The organism is Promicromonospora noduliphila, from assembly GCF_056951025.1.
Map to the genome: position 1 here is coordinate 5892392 of NZ_CM167806.1, position 19746 is coordinate 5912137.

The following is a 19746-nucleotide window of genomic DNA, read 5'->3' on the forward strand; positions in this document are numbered from 1 at the left end:
TCACCGCCTCCCCACGCCGGCCAGGGACCGGGCTGTCTTGGCCGCGGTGACCGACGGTGGCTCGTTGACCGGGTGCACGTTGGTGATGTTGAAGTTGTTCACCACGCGGGTGCCGGCCAGCACGTTGGCGGTCTTGGTGGCGTCGAGCATGTATCCGGAGGTCTGCGGGAAGAACAGTTCCTCGCCGCGCTCACCGACCTTGTACGCGCCGCCGGCCCACACATCGCCGCCGGCGGCGCGCGGCTTGATGCCCAGCGCCTTGGCGAACTCCTTGCCGATCTTCGTGGCCCAGGCCCCGATCCTCTTGTCGATCGACGCGGCGGTCGCCTCGGCCTGCCGCACGGCGGCCGCCGCGGCGGACGCCCCGCCGGGGCTGATCGCGTCGGTGACATACTCGCCGGCGTTGCCGGCGTAGAACGCGATCGCGGAGTAGGTCTGCGCCAGGTCGGCCAGCTCACCCTTGGGCAGGGTGAGCAGGGCCTCGGCGACCGGGATGCCCTGCTCGATGCCGTACCGGCCCAGCTCCTGCATGACAGCGGGCCCGACCTTGGCCGCGGTCAGCCGCTTGATCAGGCCGGCGTACTTCTGCACCTTGCCCTTGTAGGCCTCGGCCGCGGCCTTGAGCTGCTGCCCGGTGGCGGCCCGTTCCTGCCCGGACCAGGGGTCGATGCCGCCGGACACGTCGGCGAGGCTGAAGCCGCCGACCAGGTTGTCCTGGACCTGGGAGCGGACCGCCTGCAGCTCCTCCAGGCGCTGGCGCGCCTGGTCGATCCGAGCCTCGGCGCGTTCGGCCTGCTTGTACAGGCTGGTCAGCGCCTTCTCGGCGTTGCTGGCCACGGCGCGCAGCCGGTCGGCGCGCTCGGACCCGACGTCGCCCGAGGCGGCCAGGTCGCGCAGCTGGTCGGTCACGCCCAGGGCGGAGTCCAGGCCCCCGGTCACCGACTCGCGCAGGGTGCCGCGGCGCAGGTCCGTGGACAGCTCCGCGCGTTCGGCCCGCAGCCGGCCGTACCGGTCGCGGGCCTCCTCGAGCTCGCGCTCGACCCGATCCAGGCGGGCCTCGGCCTCCCGCTCCAGGCGCTCGGCGCGGGCAGCGCCGCGGGCCGCGTCCCGGTCGTCCGCCTCGCTGTCGGTCCGGCCGGCGCGGCGTTCCTCGGCCGCCGCCTGGCGGACCAGGTCGCGCGCCGCGCGCACCCGCTCCCGGGCCCGGACCAGATCTCGTCGACGCCGCTCGAGCTGGTTGCTCGCTTGCCCGACGGCGCCCCCGACGGCGAGCCCGGCCAGGCTCGCCAGCTCCTGGCGGTCGATGGCCCGGGCGTTGAGCGCCCCCATGATGTCGTCGCCGTAGTAGTCCGACGCCGGCTGGGACACGACCCACTCCCGGGAGCGGACCCGCACCCGAGCCAGCCCGGCCTCGTCGACGCCGAGCAGGTTGTCGGCCAGCGGGTTCGCCGGCGGGATGCCCGGCAGCCGGCCGCCGGCCGGGAACCCGGGCAGCCGACCGCCCAACGCCAGCGCACCCTGCCCGTACTGGCGCACGGCGACGTAGGCGCTGACGGTCCTGCCGTCGATGCTGTTGAGGGTGCGGTCCAGGTTCCCGATCGTGGCCAGGGCGGCCGAGGCGTCCAGAGTGGCCTGGGTCGCGATCCGCCTCGGGATCAGGCCGTACTGGTCGGCCAGCCGCTTGGCCTGGGTCCCGGTCAGGCCCATGGCGGTGACCTGGTCAACGAACGCCTGGCGCGCCTGCTCGACGCGCTGGCGCACCTGCTTCTGCGACTCGCCGTTGCGCGCCGCGGCGCCGGCCTGCTCCTCCAGGGACCGCCGCACGGCCCGCAGCTGGTTGTCCAGCCGCTTGCCGGTGCTGGTCGAGGTGTCCAGCTCGCCGTCCAGCAGGCCGATCTGCAGCTTGGACCCGTCCGCGGCGTACCCCACGTTCGAGATGTCGTCGGCCAGCCGGTTGGTGGCGTCCGACAGGGCCGCGTTGTTGACCAGCCCCTCGCCCAGCTCGTTCAGCTTGCGCTGGGCCGGGTCGAGCGCGTTGTCGATGATGTTGGTGCGGATCTTGTCGGCGGTGACCTCGGTGGACCTGTCGAAGTCCTGCATGCCGCGGATCGCGTCGTCGGTCCAGTCGGCGAAGCTCTGTGCTTCCTCGTCCGAGATGACGCCCAGGGTGCCCAGGCTCTGCACGATGTCGTTGATGACGCCGAGCACCGCGGGCCCGGTCTCGCCCACGAAGTCGCCGAAGCCTTCGGTGCCGGCCGCGGCGGCCTCGACCATGGCGCGGCCGAGGTCGATCGCCGCGTTGGCGCCGTCGAACAGGAACCCGACGATCGCCTCACGGTTCTCCGTGGCGAGCTCGGAGAACTCTTCGAGCTGGGGCGCGAAGGCCTCCGCCAGGGCGCCCTTGATGCCGTCGGCGGACAGCTCGATGCTGCGCTGCGCGGAGGCGACCTTGCCCGCGGTGTTGTCGCCCAGGGTGGACAGCGCGCGCGAAGCGGCGCCGTCCAGGTTGTCGAACTGGGACGCCGCGGTGTCCAGGTCCATCGCGTACAGGGCCTTGCCGAGGTCCTCGGCCTGGGTGCCGAACAACGCGACCGCGGCCTGGTCCCTCTTGACCGGGTCCTCGATGGCACGCAGCCCGTCCAGAGTCTGGTCCAGGGCGTCGCGCGCGCTCTCGCCGCCGGCTGCGATCTTGGCGGCCATGTCCTCGGCGGACAGCCCGATCGCGTCGTAGCCGGCTTTCGTCGTGGCCGACCCGTCGCGCGCCCGGATCGAGAATTCCTTCAGGCTGTCGGCCGCGATGTCCGTGTCCCGGGCGCCGGCCTTGACTCCCTGCGACAGCAGGCCGAGCACATCACCACTGGTCAGACCGAGGTCACGCCACTGCGTGGCGTACTCATCGATCGTGTCCAACCAGTCCTCGGACACGTTCAGGCCGGCCTGCTGACCGGCCACGATGATGTCGAAGGCGTGCTGCGCGTCCCGGGCCAGGCCGGTGCGCAGCAGTTGGGCCGAGGACCGCGAGACGCGGGCGACGTCCTCCTCGAGGACGTCGGCCACCCCGGACAGGGAAGAGATGATCTCCTCCGCGTCGCGCTGGGTGGACTTCGGGTCCAGCAGGCGGGTGTCCAGCGCCCGCCGGGCCGTGTCGATGTTCGCCTCGATGGACAGCCCGAAGTTGTCCGCATAGCTCTCGCCCGCGGCGGCCCCGAAGCGGGCCGCGGTGGCCTCGTCCAGGCCGGTGCGCGCGGCCAGAGTGTCCGCGCGCACCTCGACGGCCAACCCGTCCTGGAAACCCTGCACGACCGCCTCGCCGGCGGTCTGCGCGATGCCGGCCACGGCCCCGGCGATCGGGATGGTCGCCAGCGCCCCCACGATGCCGCCGACCAGGCCGGCACCGGCCGCCTTGCCGCCGTCGCCGCCGGCCGCCGCGGCCGTGTCCGCCAGGCCCTCGATCTTCGACTCGGCGCTCGAGGTGTCCGCGTCGACCGGGACCGTGGCGTCCGCGCGCCGGGCGCGGTCCTCCAGGCGCCCGACGCTGGCCAGCGCGGTGCGCACGTCCGCGTCGACCTTGGCGACGGTCGGCTTGGCCGCGAGCGCCTTGTTGCGGGCCTCGACCGTGCGGACGGCCTTCTCGTGGCCGGTGATGTCGCCGGTGAACAGGGTCTCGAGCTCGAAGACCCGCATGCGTTCACCTCCCTGTCAGTGCGCGGTACAGCCGGGAGGTGGGGTCATCGAGCAGCCCGTGGATCAGGGTCCGCACCCCGGGCCACGGGCGGGCCAGGACGGCCGGGTCGTACAGGTCGAGTCCGTAGAAGGCGGCGAGGTCCTGGATGACGGCGTCCCAGTGGGCGAGGATGTCGGCCCAGCCGGCGCTCACTTGTCCGGCCGGTTGGCCTTTCTGCTGGCCGTCTGGGCTCGGCGGCGCCGGCGGCGGCGGTTTGAGCTCGACCGGGACCCGGTAGTCCGGGTAGACGCCGTCTTTGTCGGGCTTCCCGACGCCGTACGGGGCCCACTCGTCGAGCCCGGTCGGCCTTTTGGGCCCGACGCCGCCTGCTCGGCGTCCTCCTGGTCCTGCGGGGTCCACATGCGCTCGGCGAGCCAGTCGGCCCGCTCCTTGCCGCGCACCCAGTAGAAGATCCCGTACAGGCCCATGCGGCTGACGGTCTCCGGGGAGACGCCGTCGGCCACCAGCTGCTCGCGGGTCTCCTTGCCCAGGGACGCCTCGGCCACGGGCATCGTGCCCAGGGCGTCGACCAGCTCGGCCAAGTCGGCGGGCATCTTGCCGGTGACCAGGCCGAGCTGGATCTCGGCCTGCACGGCCAGGGCCAGCAGGCTCTTGGCGTGCTCGACCGTGGGCGGGGCGGAGCGGTACTGCTTGCCGCCGATGGTCAGGACCAGGTCGCCCTGGGCCCATTCGGTGAAGTCGACCGTCGCCATCAGGCGCCGCGGTTGTAGGCCAGGGGCGCCGACGCGCCGGCGGTGTTGGTCACCACGACGTCGACGGTGCCGGCGTCGCCCACGGGCATGATCGCCACGATGGTGGACCCGCCGATCACCTGGAACTCGGCCGGCGTGCCCCCGATGGTGACCCCGGTGGTGCCGACGAACCCGGCACCGGTGATGGTGACCAGGTCCCCGTCGCCGGCGCCCGCGGGCGTGACGCCGGCCAGGACCGGTGCGGTGACGCCCCAGCCCGGGAACGGGTTGGCGATCGTCTGCCAGGGGCCCTTGTTGGTCAGGGTGACCGACAGGGTCTCGGTGGCGCCGTCGTTGCCCGTGTTGGTGCGCTGGGCGGCCACGGTGGCCAGGCCCTGCTGGGCGTCGTTCGGGTTCGGGGTGCCGGTCTCGGGCTTGTGGTACCACCTGGCCTCCAGGACCGCGGCGTCGCCCTTGGACTCCGGGCGGCTGCGCGCCAGGATCGCCTCGATCTCCGGCAGGTACAGGCCGGTGGTGGTGGACCGGTTGACCAGCACGGTGAACGCCACGGTGTTGTTCCAGCCGACGACCTCGAGGTTCTGGGACCCGAAGTCGTCGTAGCTGCCGGCGTCGGCGGTCACCGGTGTCGGGGTGGGCTGGAACGCGGAGTGCCGGCGCACCGACTGCCACGTGGGGGTCTCGGGCGTGCCGAGGTTGACGTCGATGCCGTACTCGAAAGAGCGGCCGAGAATGGAGCCAGCGGGGATGCTGGGTGCATCGGGCATGGTCATGCCTCCGGGTTGTCGAGGGTGATCTGGTAGTTGTCCGCTCGCTCCATGCGGCGGTTACCGTCCGGCCCGAACAGGGCGACGGAGATTCGGCGGATGGTCGACAGGCCGCGCGACGGCGCCCGGCCGTGCAGGACCTCGAAGGCGGCGTCGGAGATCTCGTCGGCGCCGTCGGGCACGTCCGGGGCGCCCCGCAAGAGCATCTGCACGCGGCGCACCGCCAGGCCGTTCTCGAGGTCGTCGCTCGGCAGGTACGCGCTGATCCCGATGCCGCGGTCCGGGCCCTCGGGCAGCGGCCCGTAGTGGATCGCGAGCTCGCCGGGCTGGTAGTCGGGGCCGGCCGGGCGCCAGACGCCGACGCCGGCGTCGGCCAGGATCTGGGCCAGGAGCTTGACGAGGGTGGCGTCGCCCACGGCTCACCCCCTTGTCCTGCTGAGGTCCGGCTGGAGTCGTGGGTGCTACATGCCGAAGGCGCGGCGGATGTGCTCGGCGATCAGGTCCTCGACCTCGGTGGCGCTCTCGACGCCGGCACGCTCGAGGAACTTCGGGCCGCCGCCGTGCGGGTGCTGGTAGTCCATGCGCTCGTGCTGCGGCACCGCATGCTTGGCGTTGGTGTAGACGCGGGCCTCGAGGTTGTCCGGGGTGGCCGGTACGATCCGGATCGACTCGACCAGGTCCTCCTCGGCGGTGGCCGGGTCGTCGGGCGCGTTGGCGCGGGCGCGCTTCTGCACCAGCTCGGCGCCAGCGTTCAGACCGTCGGCGAACGCCTGGCGGGCGACGTAGATCAGGGTGGACATCGCGGTGTACGGGACCGCCACGGTGGCCTCCCTACGTCAGCGCGAGCGTCTGGTGGGACGGCAGGATCGGGTGCGGGGCGCCGGCGGTGGTGATGACCTGGGCCTCGCGGGCGCGCGGGGTGCCGGGCCAAATGGTGACCAGCGACCCGGGTGGGGCGACGACGTCGAAGCTGCAGGAGACGCGGGCCGAGGAGACGACCTCGGCGCCGGTGGTGTTGCGGACCAGGCGGGCGCCGTCCTCGGTCATGCACGCGATCGTCACGGCGGGGCCGTAGGTGGGTCCCATGCCGGTCTGCCCGGTCTTGGGCCGCACGACGGCGGTGTGCGGGAGGAACCCGGGCGGCAGCGGCACGGACACCTCAGGCCACCCCCGCGGTGGTGTAGGCCAGGATCGTCGCCGCGGCGTCGGGCGCTCCGGCGGCGCGCAGCGACGCAGAGAACGGGCCCGAGGTCCAGGAGGCGATGCTGGGGTCGGTGCGCTGCTGGACGCACGCCGCGGCGATCGCCGCGAGCAGGTCGGCCGGCACCTTCGCGTACCCGTGGGTGACGTCGGCCTCGTACCAGCCGGGCGCCCAGCACGAGCCCTCCAGGATCGCCTCCGAGGCGCCCGTGAGCGTCCACCCGGTGACGGCCGCCCCGCCGGCGCCGCGCACCGCGGTGACCGCCGTGACGTGGCGGGAGGGCAGCAGCAGCTGGTGCCGCGCGGCGCCGGCAGGCATGCGGGCCCGCAGCATCTCGGTCTTGACCGGGGCGACGTGCCAGCCGAGCTCGCGGGTCAGCCGGGTCACGACGGCGTTGATGATCGTCTGGGTGAACGGTGCGCCGGGGAACTCGGCAAGGTCAGCCACTGTTACTTCCACGGCGCACCGTCCTTCCTGTGTTGGCTATCTGTGTCGGCCGGGCTCAGTCGCCGGCGCCGGGCTCGGCCGGCTCGGGCGTCTTGCTCTCGGGGGCCTTGTTCTCGGGGGCCTTGCCGGTGGCCTTGGTCGCCCGGGAGGTAGCCGGCTTGGCCGGCTCGCTCGCCGGTGTGACCGGCACCGGGTCGGGGGCGGGCTCGACGTGCTCCTCGACGTAGCCGGCCTTGAGCAGCGCCTTGGCCTTCGGGGCCGGGATGTCCACGACCGCGCCAGGCTTCGGCGCGATGGGCACGGGCCCGTTGTAGGTGACGAACGGGGTGAGAATCTTGACCTTCACGGCCACTCCTTGCTCTGAGGTCATGGGGCAGGGGACGGGCCGGGCGCCGTGGTGCGACGCCCGGCCCGTGGGTGCGCGGTGGCTCAGAGGAGCAGGCGCGCGAGGGCCTTGGGCCGGATGACGTCGCCGCCGACGCGCAGCGTGAACATCAGGCCGATCTCGCCGTCCTCGGCGTACAGCTCCACCAGGCGCTTGACGCGGACCTGGGCGCGGTCGGCGACCATGTAGCCCTGGCGCATGTCGCCGAACAGCAGCGCCGGGTTGCTGCCGGCCGCGCCGGCGCCGTCCTCGGTCGCGTTCATCGCCGGCAGGCCGTCGACGCGGTAGAACGGGTAGCCGGCCAGGGTGGCCGGCTCGCCGGCACGGAACGACTCGCGCCAGATGTAGTCGCCGTCGCTGTTCTTCAGCAGCGACGCGGCCTGCGCGACGGACACGCCGCCGTAGTAGGAGGCCTCGCCGGTCAGGGCCCACTGCGGCACCGTGTACTGCAGCTTGATCACGTCGTCGCTGACCAGGGTCTCGCCGACCTCGGCGGCCAGGCCCTGGGTGATGACGCCGCCCGGGGCAGCGCCGGCGCGGGCGCGCGTGGCGATGCCGTACGGCTGCTTGTTCGTGTCGCCGGTGCCGGCGGCGAAGGCGTTGTCCTCCAGCTCGGCGAACTTCAGCACCAGGGCGGCGCGGATGATCGCCTCGATGTTGTCCTCGGTGTCCGCCAGCTCGTCCTCGCCGATCTTGACCAGCGCGTTGAGGTTGTGGACGGTGACCTCGTCCTTGCCGGCCGGCGGGTTGCCCAGTCCGTCGGGCGCGGTGTCGCCGGTCTCGAGCTTGCCCCAGCCGGCGGTGTTGATGACCACCGAGCCGATGTCGACCTTGTTCTTGGAGGTCGGGCGGATGAAGGAGCGGGCGCGCAAGACACCCTTGTTGGGCAGCTCCTTGAGGATGGTGCCGGCGAAGTCGTGCGGCACGAGGTTCTGCCCGGTCGCGTCCTCCACGAGGGCGGCCTTCTCCTCCGGGCGCAGCGCGTCGATGCCGCCGCGGATGTAGGAGTGGAACGCCTTGCGCGCCAGCTCCTTCTTCTCCGAGGTGAGCAGCCCGGTGCCGTGCCCGAACTCGGTCGCGACCGAGCCGCCGCCGGTCATGTCGTGCTTGTACTGCGGCTCGGCGATCCAGTCCTCGTGCGCCTTGAGCTGCGCCTCGGTGGAGACACGGTCGCGGTACTCGGACGCCTTGGCCAGGTGGGCCTTCATCTGCGCGCCGGCCTCGGCCGGCATCGCCTTGCCCTCGAACTCGTCGTTGATCGCGCGCGCCTGGGCGAGGTGCTCGGCCGCGCGCTCCAGCAGGGGGTGAGCCATCTCAGCTCTCCTTCCCGCTCACGGATGCCTCCATGAGCTCCAGAGTGGTGCGGAGCCCGGCCCGGGTGGCCGAGTCCACGTGTGCGTCGGTCGCGGTGGTGTCGTCGCGCAGCAGCGCTCGTGACTTCCACCGGTCCCAGCCCGCTGCACCCTCGTCAGGCGCGGCCCCGGCGTTGTCGGCCGGCGCGGGGTCGTTCTTCGTGGCGGCCGGCTCGTCGCCGGCCTTCGCCGCCGGCTCGTCACCGGAGGGCCCGCCCGTCGGCGGAAGAGTGGTCAGGGCCGCGAGCGCCGCAGTGCGGCCGGCCTCGTCGAGGGCGCCCAGCAGCGACTTCACGCGGGACACGGCGGCCTCGGGGTTCATGGGGAAGACCACGACGCTGGTCTCCCAGAGCTTGATCTCCTTCAGGAGCCGGACGCGGCGGCCGTCGTCGAGGTCCTCGTAGGCGTGGTCCATCGGCTCGTACCCGATGGACATCCGGTTGAGGTGGCCCTCCAGGAGCTTGGTGCGCACGTCCTGCGCCGACGGGGCGGCGGAGAACCGGGCCTTGATCCGCAGGCCGTGGTCGTCCTCGGCGGCGTCGTAGATGGTGCCGAGGACCGAGGCGGTGGAGGCGACGTGGTCGGCCAGCAGGGGGATGCCGTTGGCCTTGATGTTGGCGATGGTCTTGGTGAAGGCGCCGGGCTGGACGACGTCGCCGCCCAGGTCCACGTTCCCGAACGTGGAGGCGTAGCCCTCCAGCGTGCCGGAGCCGTCGTCGGTGGCCTTCCACTCGATGGGGACGGTCAGTCTCTCGAGCATGCCGTCACACCTCCTCGATCTTCACGGTGAGGCGGCATTTGCAGCCTGCGGTCTCGTCGATGCCGCCGGCGGGGTCGCCGGGGTGGAGCATCCCGTTGCCGAACCGTTCCTCGATGCCGATGGTTCGGCCGTCCAGGCGGGCGTGGGACGGGCGCGGGTTGGTGCTGGTCACGTGCCAGGTCTTGGTGACCGTCCGGCCGCCCTCGATGGCCTGCTTGCCGGCTTCGACGGCGCCGCGGGCGATCATGGTGGTGGTCATGGTTTCCGCCAGGCGCACGGTGTCGGTGGTGCGCTTGCGGGTGAACAGCTCGGTCACCGCGTCGGCCAGGGTGACGGCCGGGGCCAGGGAGTTCTGGGTGGTCTCGATCTCCTCCAGCAGGCTGACGGTGATGCGTTCGCCGTCGCCGTCGGCCCGTAGCCGCAGCCAGGAAAGGACCCGCTGGGGCCGGTAGGTGGCCAGGATCGCCTGCCCGACCTGGGAGGTGACCGCGATGTGCAGGCGCAGCAGCTCGGCCGACAGGACGCGCTGGGTGCCGGCGAGGTAGGACTCGTCTGCCTTGCCGTCGCCGATGCGGGCCTCGACGATCACCGCGGCGTCGTCGTAGAACCGGCGCAGCACCCGGGCGTACCGCTTCTCGACGTCCTCGCGCGGCGGCGTCGCCTTGAGCTCGGCCACCGCGGCGGGGAACAGCAGCGGCGGGGTGTAGATCACGCCGGGTCCTGACCGGACGGCGCCGGATCCTGGGTGGCGGCCGGCTGCTGGCCGGAGCCGTCGACCTGCGACATGACGCCGGACACGTCGCGGGTGGCCACGACGCCGGACGGCACGAGGAACACGTCGCCGCCGGCCACCTCGCCCAGGCCGACCTCGCGGCGGAAGTCGTTCAGGGTCATGCCGCCGGCGCGCAGCGCCTCGGTGGCGCGGCGCCACCGGTCGGCCTCGTTCTCCTTGAGGGCGATCACCTGGGAGGTGTCGTGCTGCAGGACAACCCGGCGGTGCCCGGGACCGGTCGGGAACCGGGGCAGCAGCTGGGTGGTCAGGGTGTCGCGCTCGCGCCGCTGCAGCGGCATCAGCGTCTCTTCCCAGAACGACTTGCGGGCCTCGGCGTAGTTGGCGAACGTGGACCGGTCCAGGCCGACCTTCGCGCCGACGAGGATCGGCGGGACGCCGAACGACATGCAGATCCGGGACTCGGAGATCGTGCGCAGGTCGGGGAACTCCAGATCGCGCAGCGACAGGCCGAGTTCCTTGACGTCCATCCCGGTCTGCAGGAATGCCGGCTCGCCGCGGTTGCGCCCGCCGTAGGACTGCTTCCACTTCGCCTTCAGGCGGGTGGTGGTCGCATCGTCCAGGACGGCCTCGAGCTGCTGCATGGTGACCACCACGCCGGGGATGGCGTGGTTCTGCAGCAGCGTCTTGACAAAGTCGGTTGCCTCGTTGTCCAGTGCGGTGGCGCGCAGCGCGGACCGCATCGGGGCCTGGCCGACCAGGCCGTCGATCGGGGCGGTGAGCCGGAAGTGGACGACGTCGACGGGCACCGAGGTGCCGTCGACCCAGTACCGGTACTCGATGCGGTTGGGCCGGCGGATCATGCGCAGCAGGTCCGGGCGCAGCGGCCACAGCTCGGCCGGGCGGCCGGCGCGGTCGTTGACGACCTCCCAGAACGCGTTGCCGGCCAGGTCCTGGTGCATGACCCGCAGCTCGCCCATCTCGTACTCGGACAGCAGCGGGTTGGGGTTGGCCAGCAGTTGCCGCAGCGCGTGGTCCTCCAGGGCCTCGCCGCGGCGCCCGAGCGCGTCGTATACGCGCACCGGCGCCTCCGGGGAGGAGGTGGCCCGCTCCTGGATGCACGCGTACACCAGCTCGTTCCTCTCGTACCCGTGCCGCACGTTGGACAGGAAGTCGGGCAGCGGGTACTCGGCCTCCGAGGAGGTGCCGTCCAGCGTGGACAGCAGACCACCCAGGCCGGCGGCCTTCGTCTCGGCGGTACTCGGGTCGGTCGGCCGGTGGGCGGTGCGCCAGCCCATCAGTTCTTCCAGCCCAGCAGCAGGGACAGGCCGATGCTCAGCACCCCGAACACGACCAGGCCGGCGCCCACCCCGAGGATGATCCCGACGCCGATCGCGGTCGAGGCGATGCCCACGCCCATGGACGTGTCCGCCAGGCCGTCGCGGGTGATGCCGCGCAGCGCGGTGCCGGTGACGCGGGCGACGCGGGCCGCGAGCGCCGCGGCGGCCTTGAGCATGCTCTTGCGTGCGGGCTTGAGCACGGCGGCTCCTCTCAGAAGATGTCCGGGGGCGGTGCCTGCGGGGGTTTGTCCGGCGGCCGGCGCAGGCCCCAGAACGCCGCGGTGAGGGCGACCAGGGGCGCGATGTCGGCCAGGGACTTGATCCGGTCCCAGACCACGGCGCCGGCGCCGAGGTACTTCGTGGCGGCGAACTGGGCGGCCGTGTCGAGCACGGGTTGCGGGTTGTGCCGCAGGCCGGCCGCGTCGGGCAGCGCGACGGCGTCGTAGATCAGTGAGGTCGCGATCGTCAGGTCGGAGCTGCCCCACTCGATGACGTTGACGCCCTCGACCTTGGCCAGGTCCTCGGCTAGCGAGGAGACCGGGGCGCCGCGGGCCTGCAACACCACGTTCATCTCGGGGTACTTCTCGGTGCCGGCCCGCTCGGTGAACCAGGGCACGACCCAGTCGGTGCCCTGCCGGCTGGCGGTGATCTCGCCGTGCGGGATGCCGTCGGCCCGTTCGCCGACGACGGCGACGTGCGCCTTGTCGCGGTTGACGGACACGTCCAGGCCCCACCACAGCTCGGAGTCCGCGGCGATCTCGGAGGCGGGCTCGGAGCGCTCCGGGTTCTCCTTGTCGACGGCCGGCCAGCCGGCTTCCCACGTGCCGGGCGGGAAGGCGCCGTCCAGGGTGCCGTCCGACCACTGGCACAGGCACTCGGTGCGGAACACCCACTCGGGGTCGTCGCGCGCGTCGGACAGGATCGTGCGCAGCGCGATGCCGTACCCGACCGACGGGTTGGCCTGCAGGATGCCGTCCAGGTCGGTGACCGGGCAGCCGGGCGGGGCGGACCACTCGAACAGGCCCAGGGTGGACTCGTCGAGCAGCTCCTCGATGGCCTCGTCGACCAGGGTGGCCACCGCGTCGTCCAGGACGTCGGCCGCGTCCTGCTCGACGGGCAGCAGGTCCTCGGGGCTCTCGGCGGCGTTGATGCCGTCGGGGTCGCCGAGCTCGGCGTGGGCGAGCTTGCGCAGGTAGCGCAGCACGACCGAGGTCGCGTCGCCGGCGTTGGACATGGTCCAGATCAGCGCGCCGGGGCGGGCGTTGGTGGTCTTGGTGATCGCGCCCCACGCGTCCCAGGACTGGTGCTCGCGCAGCTCGTCCAGCAGGATCAGGTCCCCGGACAGGCCGCGGCCGGCCTTGCGGTTGGCGGCCTTGACCTTGTACCGCTCGCCGCCGGCCAGCCGGATGGTCTTCTTGCCGTTGACCATGATCGGCTTGAGCGCCTGGGCGGACAGCTCGGGCGTCTCCTCGATGATGTCGAGGGCGCCCTCCCACACCTCTTCGGCGGTGTCCAGGTCCTGCGCGGTGCCCAGCACCAGGGCCACGCCCAGCGCGTACAGGAAGAACAGCGACAGGACCTGGGAGAGCGTGGACTTGCCGTTCTGCCGGGCCACCAGGATCACGATCTTGCGGAACCGGAAGATCGGGTCCAGGGGGCCGCGGTCCCAGATGGTGGCCGTGGTGACCTCGGGCGCGAGCTCCAGGGCGTGGATCAGCAGCCATCGCTGCCAGGGGTAGAGCGTGATGCCGCAGACCGTCTCGGCGAACTCCGCGGCGGCGAACCCGAGCGAGGTGTCGTCGGTCAGCTCACGCAGCGGCGGGGTCCAGATCCGCGGCGTCTCCTTGCCGAAGTACTGGGGTGCCTTACGCCGTTTGCCCGTCGCGGGCCGCTCGGACCTTGCCGAGCGAAGTGACGCTGCCGACGCCGTCACCCGGCCTCCCTTCGCCCGCCCCGCTCCCACCGGCGTTCTCGCCGGCGCCGCCGGACTTCTTCGCGGTGCCGGTGCCCTTGGCCGCGGTGCTCGGCTTGTCGGAGCCCATGGCGCGCTGCAGGTCCTTGATGGCCGAGAGGTAGGTCGCGGTCAGGTTCACCGGGCACGCCGAGCCGGCCATGTCGACCTGGTCGGCGACCATCCGGCACAGGCCCACCAGGGCCGCGTGCCGGTCGGTGCTGAGCTTCGGGTCGCTGGCCAGCGTGGTCTCCAGCGCCTTGCGCACCGGGCCGTAGGTGGCCTCGACGCCGGCACGCACCCAGCCACGCAGGGTGGACGGGTTGACCTTCAGGTCGCCGGCGACCAGGTCGACGACGGCGGCCTGCGAGAGCTGCGGGTGCTCGGCGGCCACCTCGGCGACGATCCGCACCGCGCGCTGGCGGGTGCCCGGCTCGTACCGGGTCACCATGTCGGCCTCCGCGAGCGCCTGCCCATCACCACTCCCTCGAGGTCGTGCCGATCGACAGGCCGGCGTCGTGGTCGACGTGCTGCCAGCCGGGGAAGTCGGCCACGCCGTCGTCGCGCTCGAACGCGTCCAGCCAGCGCTTCACGCCGGCCATGGTGCGGACCATGTCTTCCCGGCCGCGGCGTGACAGGCGCCGGCGCAGCTCGGCCGGCTCGGCGAGCAGGACGTAGGTGTGCGTGGCGCGGCACAGGGTCGCGGCCTTGCGGCGGGCGGACGACGTCGCGCCGGAGCGGATCACCACGGCCCGGGCCGCGGGGTCAAGGGCAAGGCCGCGCATCGCGGTCTGGAACTCGGCCTCGCCGGGCCACCACGGGTCGTCGCGGTCCAGGACGACGAGGCCGGATGCGATGGCCGCGGTCGTCTTGCCGGCGCCCGGCGGCCCGCACAGCAGCACCACTTTGCGATCCAGTATCAACCACCATCCACCGGGCTCGTTGAGGAAAAAATCGGGGGGAGAGGCCCCCTCCCCCGGCGGCCTGGGCCGCCCCCTGCGGAGGAAGTCTCCGAACCCCTCCCCCACCCATCCGTGCACCTCAGCAGTGATACTCAGGTTCACGGTCGGGGGCTGTCACCAGTCGCGGGTCGTGGTGCCCAGCTGCACCGGCTCTCGCCGGCCGCGGGCCTTGTTGCACGACCCGTGCGACGGGCGGAAGTTGGACGGCACCTCGGTCAGCTCGGGGAAGTCGGCCCGAGGTAGCCGGTGGTCGAGGTTGAACGCGTCGACGTGGTCGGACGGCAGGCTGTAGTCGATCTCCTGGGTACAGATCCAGCACGGCGCATTGGCCCGGCGGCTCTTCTCCCTGAAGTCCCGCTTCAGCTCCTTGTACCGGCGGCACTGACCACACGAACAGTTCGCCGTCTCGCGGCCGGCCATCCGACCTCCTCGAGTCCGGCGCCTGCCCGGGCACGACGAAGGCCCGGCACCGCGTGGTGACCGGGCCTTTCGCCAGATGTTCTAACCGTGGCACACATTAGCGCAGACGGGTCACGGGTGCCAGCATCTCGCCGTCGCGCTCCTCAGCGGAGTTGCCGGACCGTCTGGAATCCCTCGTGTACTTCGTCGTTGTGATCCGTCATCTCGGTGGTGGCGTCCCATTTACTCACGTGGTCCGGGCCGGTGAATCCACACGCCGCGCACCGGATGTGGTGCACGGTGGAGCCGTCCTCGAGGGTGGTGGTTACGACCCGCGCGGTGGGTATGGACTCGTACCCCGAGGGCACATGAGCTGTGCCGGCCACGTAGTGCGCTACGCAACGGGGACAGGCGTCCGGGTCTTCATCGTCGAAGACTGCTGGCATGATCACCCGTACCGTCTTGCCGCAGAGTGCCCGTGCAGCGACGATTCCCTCAAGGAACCTTGGCGCGACGACACGCTGGTGCCTGATGGAGTCGAGTGCATGAACTGGCCCAGGCGAGTCCGGCACTACCGGTTCGGGCGGCGCGCCCGGGGCGACTCGCTTCATGCCGAACCGCGCATAGGCGGCGCGCGTGAGTATCTCGCTTGTCACGGTCGCCACGCTTCGTTGTAGTCGGGATGATTCGCGTAGGCGAGGGCGAGTGCCCGCACGGCGATACGCAGCCCGTCCTCGAGGCCAGCACGCCGCTGGTCCGGGAGGTCGACCTCCGCGTCGTGCCTGCCGATGACCGCTCGTTTGGCCTCGCACTCGGCGAGAACTCGGCGTGGTGAAACGCCCACCATCCAGGTGCCGGTCGGGTGCAAGGTCGCCTCCCGTTCCTTCCACCACGTCATGAGCTCAGCGTCGCTGCGCGCCTGCTCATCCTGGTGTGCAGCACGCAGCTCGGGGTCGTTCGGGGCCGACTGCTCGACCGCGCGTGCTGCCGCCTCGTCCTCAGCGATGCGCGCTTCCAGGAACTCGATAAGAGTCATGTGTCGCATCATGCCGCTTCCGTCCGGGTCTCGCCGCAAACGCACCGCGCGCGGCGGCGGCGCAGGAGCCGGTCGGCGGTCGTGGTGGCGTCGGTCCACACATGGGCGTGGGTGACTTTGCGCAACTGGTCGACCACGGTGGTGTCCTTGCCGCGGTCGCGGGCGATGCGTTCGACGACGGCGAGCACGTCCTCGACGCGGTAGACGGCGCGACCCTTGACCCTGACATCCTGGCCGGCCTCGTCGCGCACGGGTTCGATCAGGCCGCGGGAGGCGTACTCGCGCACGCGCGACGGCGTGACGTCCAGGCCGAGGCCGACCAGCGCGCGGGCGCAGTCGGTGGCGCCGAGCTGCAGGCCGGCGGCGAGGCCGAGCAGGTGTGCGCGGCGTTCGGCGAGCGTGTAGACCCAGCCGCAGCGCCGACACGTGAACTCCGGCCGGGTGGGCACGGCGTACAGCTCTTCGGTGCAGGGCTGCTGGGCGCCTTCCTCGAGATGGACGGTCCCAACGCACCGGCCGAGGTAGACGCGGTCCGTGGGCCGGTCGACGGTCCTCGCCGCGGTGTGCAGCACGGCGAAGAGGTGGTCGACCATCTCGGCGCCGTTGTGCTGGGCGCGCATCCAGGGCACCTGGGCGGCCAACCAGTGGCCCAGGGCCTTCGGGGTGTCCAGCGGCCGGAACAGCTCACGCTGCTCGGCGATGTGGTCGGCGGCCTCTCGCAGGTAGGTGACCAGCTCGTCACGCGCCCTGCTGGCACGGGAGTTGAACGGGACGGGCGACTCGTCGGGGTGGCCCGGGCCGGAGACCGACGACGAGAACCGTTGCGCCTTGACGATTGCGTCCTCGAGGGCATCGGCCAGCGACCCCGTGCCGAGCAGCTCGAGCGCGAGCTCGTCGGCGTGCCGGCCACACACGACCATCCCGGGCGGCACCATCTGCTCACAGCGGGGCAACACTTGGCACTTGGACAGCTTCATGCGCCACTCCTCTCCATCTCCTCGATCACCCAGGTAGGCGGGTCCTCGATGGGCTTCTTCTTGCGGCCACCCCTCTTGCCCCGCTTGCGCCGACGACCCTCTGCGTGCCCCTCACCAGGGCGGGCGGAGGCCCGTTCAGGCCCGACCCGGCCCGTCCCGTCCCGACCCGGCACATCCGGATCCTGGAGACCGAGCTTCTGCCTGGATCTGCCGGAGTCCGCCAGGTCCGCTGCCGGCACGGTGTGAGCCTCGGGCGCTGCGGTGCGGCGCGCCGTCGGGCGCTGCCAGCGTGCTGCTGCCGTGGCGCTGCTCGGCGCGGGCCCGGAGGGCGCGGCGCCGGCTGCTGCCGGCCGAGTCGTGCCGTCCGTCGCGCGGCGCCCCTTGAGGGCTGCCTGCGCGCCTGGGACGGGACGCCCGGCGATGAGGTTCTTCTGGTCCGGTGCCACCTCGGGCGGCACCATGCCGTGCTGGCGCAGGATCTGTGCGTAGCCCTGCAGCCAGTCGCGGGTCGAGGAGTGGTAGTACGGCTCGGGAAGGACCGGCAGCAGGGGCCGGTCGACGTCGGCGACGTCGACCGGCCGGTCGCCGCGGGCCTGGTTGCACTCCCCGCAGCACACGACCGTGGTCTCCCACGAGCTGGGCTCGCCGGGTGGCCGGTGGTCGTAGGTGCCGCGAAGCTTGCCCTTGCGGGCGTTCCAGTTGACGACGTTGTAGCAGTACCTGCACACGTCCCCGTCGCGCAGCCGCGCGGGGACAGTGATCTGAGGGTTGCCGTTGTCCGCCTTGCGCTGCTGCTCCCAGGCGTGCTGCTCGGCGGTGATCATGTGGATGAACTCGGGGTCGTCGACCAGCCGGAAGCGGCGCCGTCCCGTCTCGTCGTCCACCTCGAACGCGCCGTAGCCGGCGAAGTCGGCCTGGAGCAGCAGCCGCTCGGCGCGCTCCGGCGACCCCGCGAACTGGGCCGCGATCGAGAACGGGATCACGTAGTCCGTGTAGTGCAGCGCCGCCTGGGTCGACAGGCGGACGATGTAGCCGGCGACTTCGTCCACGGAGCGCTCGTCAGCGTCCGGGTGCTCCATCACGGCGAGCACGATCGGGTGGGTTCCGAACGTGTCGGTCAGGCGTAGCCAGGCCACAGGGCCCCTCTCAGGTAGTGGTGGTGCGTGGTGCTGTGGCGCGCGGCGGTCCGCGCGCGGGTCTCGACCGGTCCGCGAGCGCCTGGCGCATCAGCGGCCCTCCTTCCGGTGGATGAGCTCGTGGAAGGCTGCCCAGACGTCCGCGATCAGGCGGGCGAGACCGAGGTCGCGCATCCGGATCTCGCGGTCGCAGTCGGTGCATTCCACGACGAGCCAGCGCGTCATGGCCGGACGAGCCGGACGGGTACGCCGAGGATCCGGTGCAGTTGCCGGGTCATCCGCTCGCCGAGCACGTCGATCCGTTCGTCGACGGACTTGGGGTCGTGGCCGACGGAGACGACGACCAGGGGGCCGAGCTCGGCGAGGCCCTCCGACGTCGAGCGGGTGCCGCGGCCCATGCGCCACAGGCCGGGCCGGCCGGCGCGGGTCCACTCGTAGCCGACGGCGTCGGTGACCTTGGTGCCCTCGGGGGCCGCGAGGAGCCACTCGGCTACTGCGCCCTCGGCGTCGTGGACGACGTCGCCCGGGCGGAACGGCCACGGCTCAGGCGTGGTCTCGGCCAGGATGTCGCGCACGCCGGCGGCGTCGGCCTCACGGCGGGGCACACCCGCGGAGGTGCGGATCACGCACCCGGCCGTGGGCTCACCGACGAGGTAGGGCCCCTTGTGGTTGAGCGGGCCGCCGGTGGCCCGGGGCGGCGTCGTGGCGGTGGCAGCGTCGACGTCGGTGGCCCGGAGTTGGGCGAGCTTGTCCAGGAGGTCGTTCCGCTCGCCGGCGAGGGCGGCGAGGTTGCCCGCCAGGACCCGGACCTGCTCCTGGGCGTCACGCCGGGCGACGTCGACGCGGCGTTCCGCGGCGTCCGCGCGCTGCTCGGCCAGCACGGCACGCTGCGCGAGCTTGGGGCGCTCGGCCTCGAGCTCGGCGCGGCGGGTGTTGGCCCGGGCGGCCTTGCGCTGCAGGCGGGTCGCTCTGGCCTTGAGCCGGCCGAGCTCGCTGTCGACGAGCTGGAGCGTGTTGACGAGCTGCGCGGCGTCCTGCAGTTCGGGTGGGGTCACGGGCGCGCCGAAGATGATGGTGGTGAGGTCCCGCGGGAGCTGCGGCGGGCGCGAGATGCTCGCCGGGCCCTTCGGCGGGCGCTGGGGGTCGTCGCTGGGTGGCAGGGTCGTCATCGGTTCTGGTCCTCCGTGGGTGTGGTGGTGAGCGCGGCGGCGAGGCGTTGCTCGGCGTCGGCGGTGGTGTGCCCGTCCCAGGCGGGCGGCCGAGGCGTTCAGCGTGAGCGTGTGCTTGTCCGCCACCTGCCCGAGAGTGGACACCTCCAGGCCGACGAGCGCCGCGGCGAGCGCCATGGTCTGGCGGTGCACCTCGATCTGGTAGCGCCAGTCAGGGGCGCCGGCGGTGTCTGACACGGTGAAGTTGCACAGGATGCACCGCGGGACGCCGGTCTCGTACGGCTTGGGTTCCATCGGCGCGTGGTCGCGCCACGCGGCCAGGGCGGCCTGGACCGCGGGAGTCGGTTCGGTAGTGGCGGGCGGGGGCTGGTTCATCGGGTCTGGTCCTTCGCGGTCGGTTCGGTGTGGGTGGCCCGGTGTCCGGCCCAGTCGGCGGGCGTGACGTGGTGGACAGCTGCCCTGCTCTTCGCGCGCGCGACCCGTGAGGGCCGGATGGGCACGTAACGCTTGCAGGGGTGGCACCAGAGCTGGACCGCGGACGCCGAGGCCTCGTCGGTCTGGCTGTCAGTCACAGGTCGCCCGCAGCGTCAGGTACTCGACGAGCACGTCGACCTGCCAGCGATACAGCTCCAGGCCTGCGGCCCGGGCCTTGCGGACGATCTGGCGCCGCAGCCGCCAGCGGTGCCACCTGGTCATCGCG

The 19746-nt window shown here is 72.3% G+C and carries 25 protein-coding genes; all 25 read right to left on the reverse strand.

Annotated elements, in window-relative coordinates; genetic code table 11:
* The 25 genes from AC0QU1_RS25755 to AC0QU1_RS25875 all read right to left on the reverse strand — a co-directional run bounded on the left by AC0QU1_RS25755 (position 1) and on the right by AC0QU1_RS25875 (position 19742).
* Positions 1-3684 (reverse strand): phage tail tape measure protein, encoded by a 3684-nt coding sequence (locus AC0QU1_RS25755; protein ID WP_483573489.1) that lies wholly within the window; start codon positions 3682-3684, stop codon positions 1-3.
* 4 nt (positions 3685-3688) lie between these two features.
* Complete coding sequence (locus AC0QU1_RS25760) at positions 3689-3877, reverse strand: hypothetical protein (RefSeq protein WP_483573490.1); 189 nt, start codon at positions 3875-3877, stop codon at positions 3689-3691.
* On the reverse strand, positions 3874-4437 hold the full coding sequence (locus tag AC0QU1_RS25765; protein WP_483573491.1) for a DUF7426 family protein: 564 nt from the start codon (positions 4435-4437) through the stop codon (positions 3874-3876). The genes AC0QU1_RS25760 and AC0QU1_RS25765 overlap by 4 nt, the downstream gene beginning before the upstream one ends.
* Complete coding sequence (locus AC0QU1_RS25770; RefSeq protein ID WP_483616339.1) at positions 4437-5207, reverse strand: phage tail tube protein; 771 nt, start codon at positions 5205-5207, stop codon at positions 4437-4439. The genes AC0QU1_RS25765 and AC0QU1_RS25770 overlap by 1 nt, the downstream gene beginning before the upstream one ends.
* Positions 5204-5617 carry a phage tail terminator protein gene (locus tag AC0QU1_RS25775; protein WP_483573493.1) on the reverse strand — a complete coding sequence of 138 codons (414 nt, stop codon included), beginning with the start codon at positions 5615-5617 and terminating at the stop codon, positions 5204-5206. The genes AC0QU1_RS25770 and AC0QU1_RS25775 overlap by 4 nt, the downstream gene beginning before the upstream one ends.
* A 45-nt stretch (positions 5618-5662) precedes the next feature.
* A complete protein-coding gene (locus tag AC0QU1_RS25780; protein WP_483573494.1) occupies positions 5663-6022 on the reverse strand; it encodes an HK97 gp10 family phage protein in 360 nt (119 codons plus the stop codon).
* Between the two features lie 10 nt (positions 6023-6032).
* Positions 6033-6359 (reverse strand): hypothetical protein, encoded by a 327-nt coding sequence (locus tag AC0QU1_RS25785; RefSeq protein WP_483573495.1) that lies wholly within the window; start codon positions 6357-6359, stop codon positions 6033-6035.
* Between the two features lies 1 nt (position 6360).
* Positions 6361-6849 carry a hypothetical protein gene (locus tag AC0QU1_RS25790; protein WP_483573496.1) on the reverse strand — a complete coding sequence of 163 codons (489 nt, stop codon included), beginning with the start codon at positions 6847-6849 and terminating at the stop codon, positions 6361-6363.
* Between the two features lie 55 nt (positions 6850-6904).
* Positions 6905-7195: a hypothetical protein gene (locus AC0QU1_RS25795; protein WP_483573497.1), complete on the reverse strand. Its 291-nt coding sequence runs from the start codon at positions 7193-7195 to the stop codon at positions 6905-6907.
* Between the two features lie 83 nt (positions 7196-7278).
* Positions 7279-8547 (reverse strand): phage major capsid protein, encoded by a 1269-nt coding sequence (locus tag AC0QU1_RS25800; protein ID WP_483573498.1) that lies wholly within the window; start codon positions 8545-8547, stop codon positions 7279-7281.
* 1 nt (position 8548) lies between these two features.
* Positions 8549-9346: an HK97 family phage prohead protease gene (locus AC0QU1_RS25805; protein ID WP_483573499.1), complete on the reverse strand. Its 798-nt coding sequence runs from the start codon at positions 9344-9346 to the stop codon at positions 8549-8551.
* 4 nt (positions 9347-9350) lie between these two features.
* Positions 9351-10058, reverse strand: coding sequence for a hypothetical protein (locus AC0QU1_RS25810; RefSeq protein WP_483573500.1), 708 nt, complete (start codon positions 10056-10058; stop codon positions 9351-9353).
* Complete coding sequence (locus AC0QU1_RS25815) at positions 10055-11374, reverse strand: phage portal protein (RefSeq protein ID WP_483573501.1); 1320 nt, start codon at positions 11372-11374, stop codon at positions 10055-10057. The genes AC0QU1_RS25810 and AC0QU1_RS25815 overlap by 4 nt, the downstream gene beginning before the upstream one ends.
* Positions 11374-11616, reverse strand: a complete 243-nt coding sequence (locus AC0QU1_RS25820) for a hypothetical protein (RefSeq protein WP_483573502.1) — start codon at positions 11614-11616, stop codon at positions 11374-11376. The genes AC0QU1_RS25815 and AC0QU1_RS25820 overlap by 1 nt, the downstream gene beginning before the upstream one ends.
* 11 nt (positions 11617-11627) lie before the next feature.
* Positions 11628-13349 (reverse strand): hypothetical protein, encoded by a 1722-nt coding sequence (locus AC0QU1_RS25825; protein ID WP_483573503.1) that lies wholly within the window; start codon positions 13347-13349, stop codon positions 11628-11630.
* On the reverse strand, positions 13282-13818 hold the full coding sequence (locus tag AC0QU1_RS25830) for a hypothetical protein (protein ID WP_483573504.1): 537 nt from the start codon (positions 13816-13818) through the stop codon (positions 13282-13284). The genes AC0QU1_RS25825 and AC0QU1_RS25830 overlap by 68 nt, the downstream gene beginning before the upstream one ends.
* A 25-nt stretch (positions 13819-13843) precedes the next feature.
* Positions 13844-14290 (reverse strand): ATP-binding protein, encoded by a 447-nt coding sequence (locus tag AC0QU1_RS25835; protein WP_483573505.1) that lies wholly within the window; start codon positions 14288-14290, stop codon positions 13844-13846.
* Positions 14291-14443: 153 nt separating this feature from the next.
* Positions 14444-14749: an HNH endonuclease gene (locus AC0QU1_RS25840; protein ID WP_483573506.1), complete on the reverse strand. Its 306-nt coding sequence runs from the start codon at positions 14747-14749 to the stop codon at positions 14444-14446.
* A 143-nt stretch (positions 14750-14892) separates the two neighbouring features.
* On the reverse strand, positions 14893-15384 hold the full coding sequence (locus AC0QU1_RS25845; RefSeq protein WP_483573507.1) for a hypothetical protein: 492 nt from the start codon (positions 15382-15384) through the stop codon (positions 14893-14895).
* On the reverse strand, positions 15381-15764 hold the full coding sequence (locus AC0QU1_RS25850; protein WP_483573508.1) for a DUF6221 family protein: 384 nt from the start codon (positions 15762-15764) through the stop codon (positions 15381-15383). The genes AC0QU1_RS25845 and AC0QU1_RS25850 overlap by 4 nt, the downstream gene beginning before the upstream one ends.
* An 8-nt stretch (positions 15765-15772) precedes the next feature.
* Positions 15773-16741, reverse strand: a complete 969-nt coding sequence (locus tag AC0QU1_RS25855) for a hypothetical protein (protein WP_483573509.1) — start codon at positions 16739-16741, stop codon at positions 15773-15775.
* Complete coding sequence (locus AC0QU1_RS25860) at positions 16738-17877, reverse strand: hypothetical protein (RefSeq protein ID WP_483573510.1); 1140 nt, start codon at positions 17875-17877, stop codon at positions 16738-16740. Before AC0QU1_RS25860 ends, AC0QU1_RS25855 begins: the two co-directional genes overlap by 4 nt.
* 90 nt (positions 17878-17967) lie before the next feature.
* Positions 17968-18102, reverse strand: coding sequence for a hypothetical protein (locus tag AC0QU1_RS25865; RefSeq protein WP_483573511.1), 135 nt, complete (start codon positions 18100-18102; stop codon positions 17968-17970).
* The gene (locus tag AC0QU1_RS25870; RefSeq protein WP_483573512.1) at positions 18099-19421 is read right to left on the reverse strand and encodes a hypothetical protein; all 1323 of its coding nucleotides are present in this window, start codon (positions 19419-19421) and stop codon (positions 18099-18101) included. The genes AC0QU1_RS25865 and AC0QU1_RS25870 overlap by 4 nt, the downstream gene beginning before the upstream one ends.
* 189 nt (positions 19422-19610) lie before the next feature.
* Positions 19611-19742 (reverse strand): hypothetical protein, encoded by a 132-nt coding sequence (locus AC0QU1_RS25875; protein ID WP_483573513.1) that lies wholly within the window; start codon positions 19740-19742, stop codon positions 19611-19613.
* Between the last annotated feature and the right edge of the window lie 4 nt (positions 19743-19746).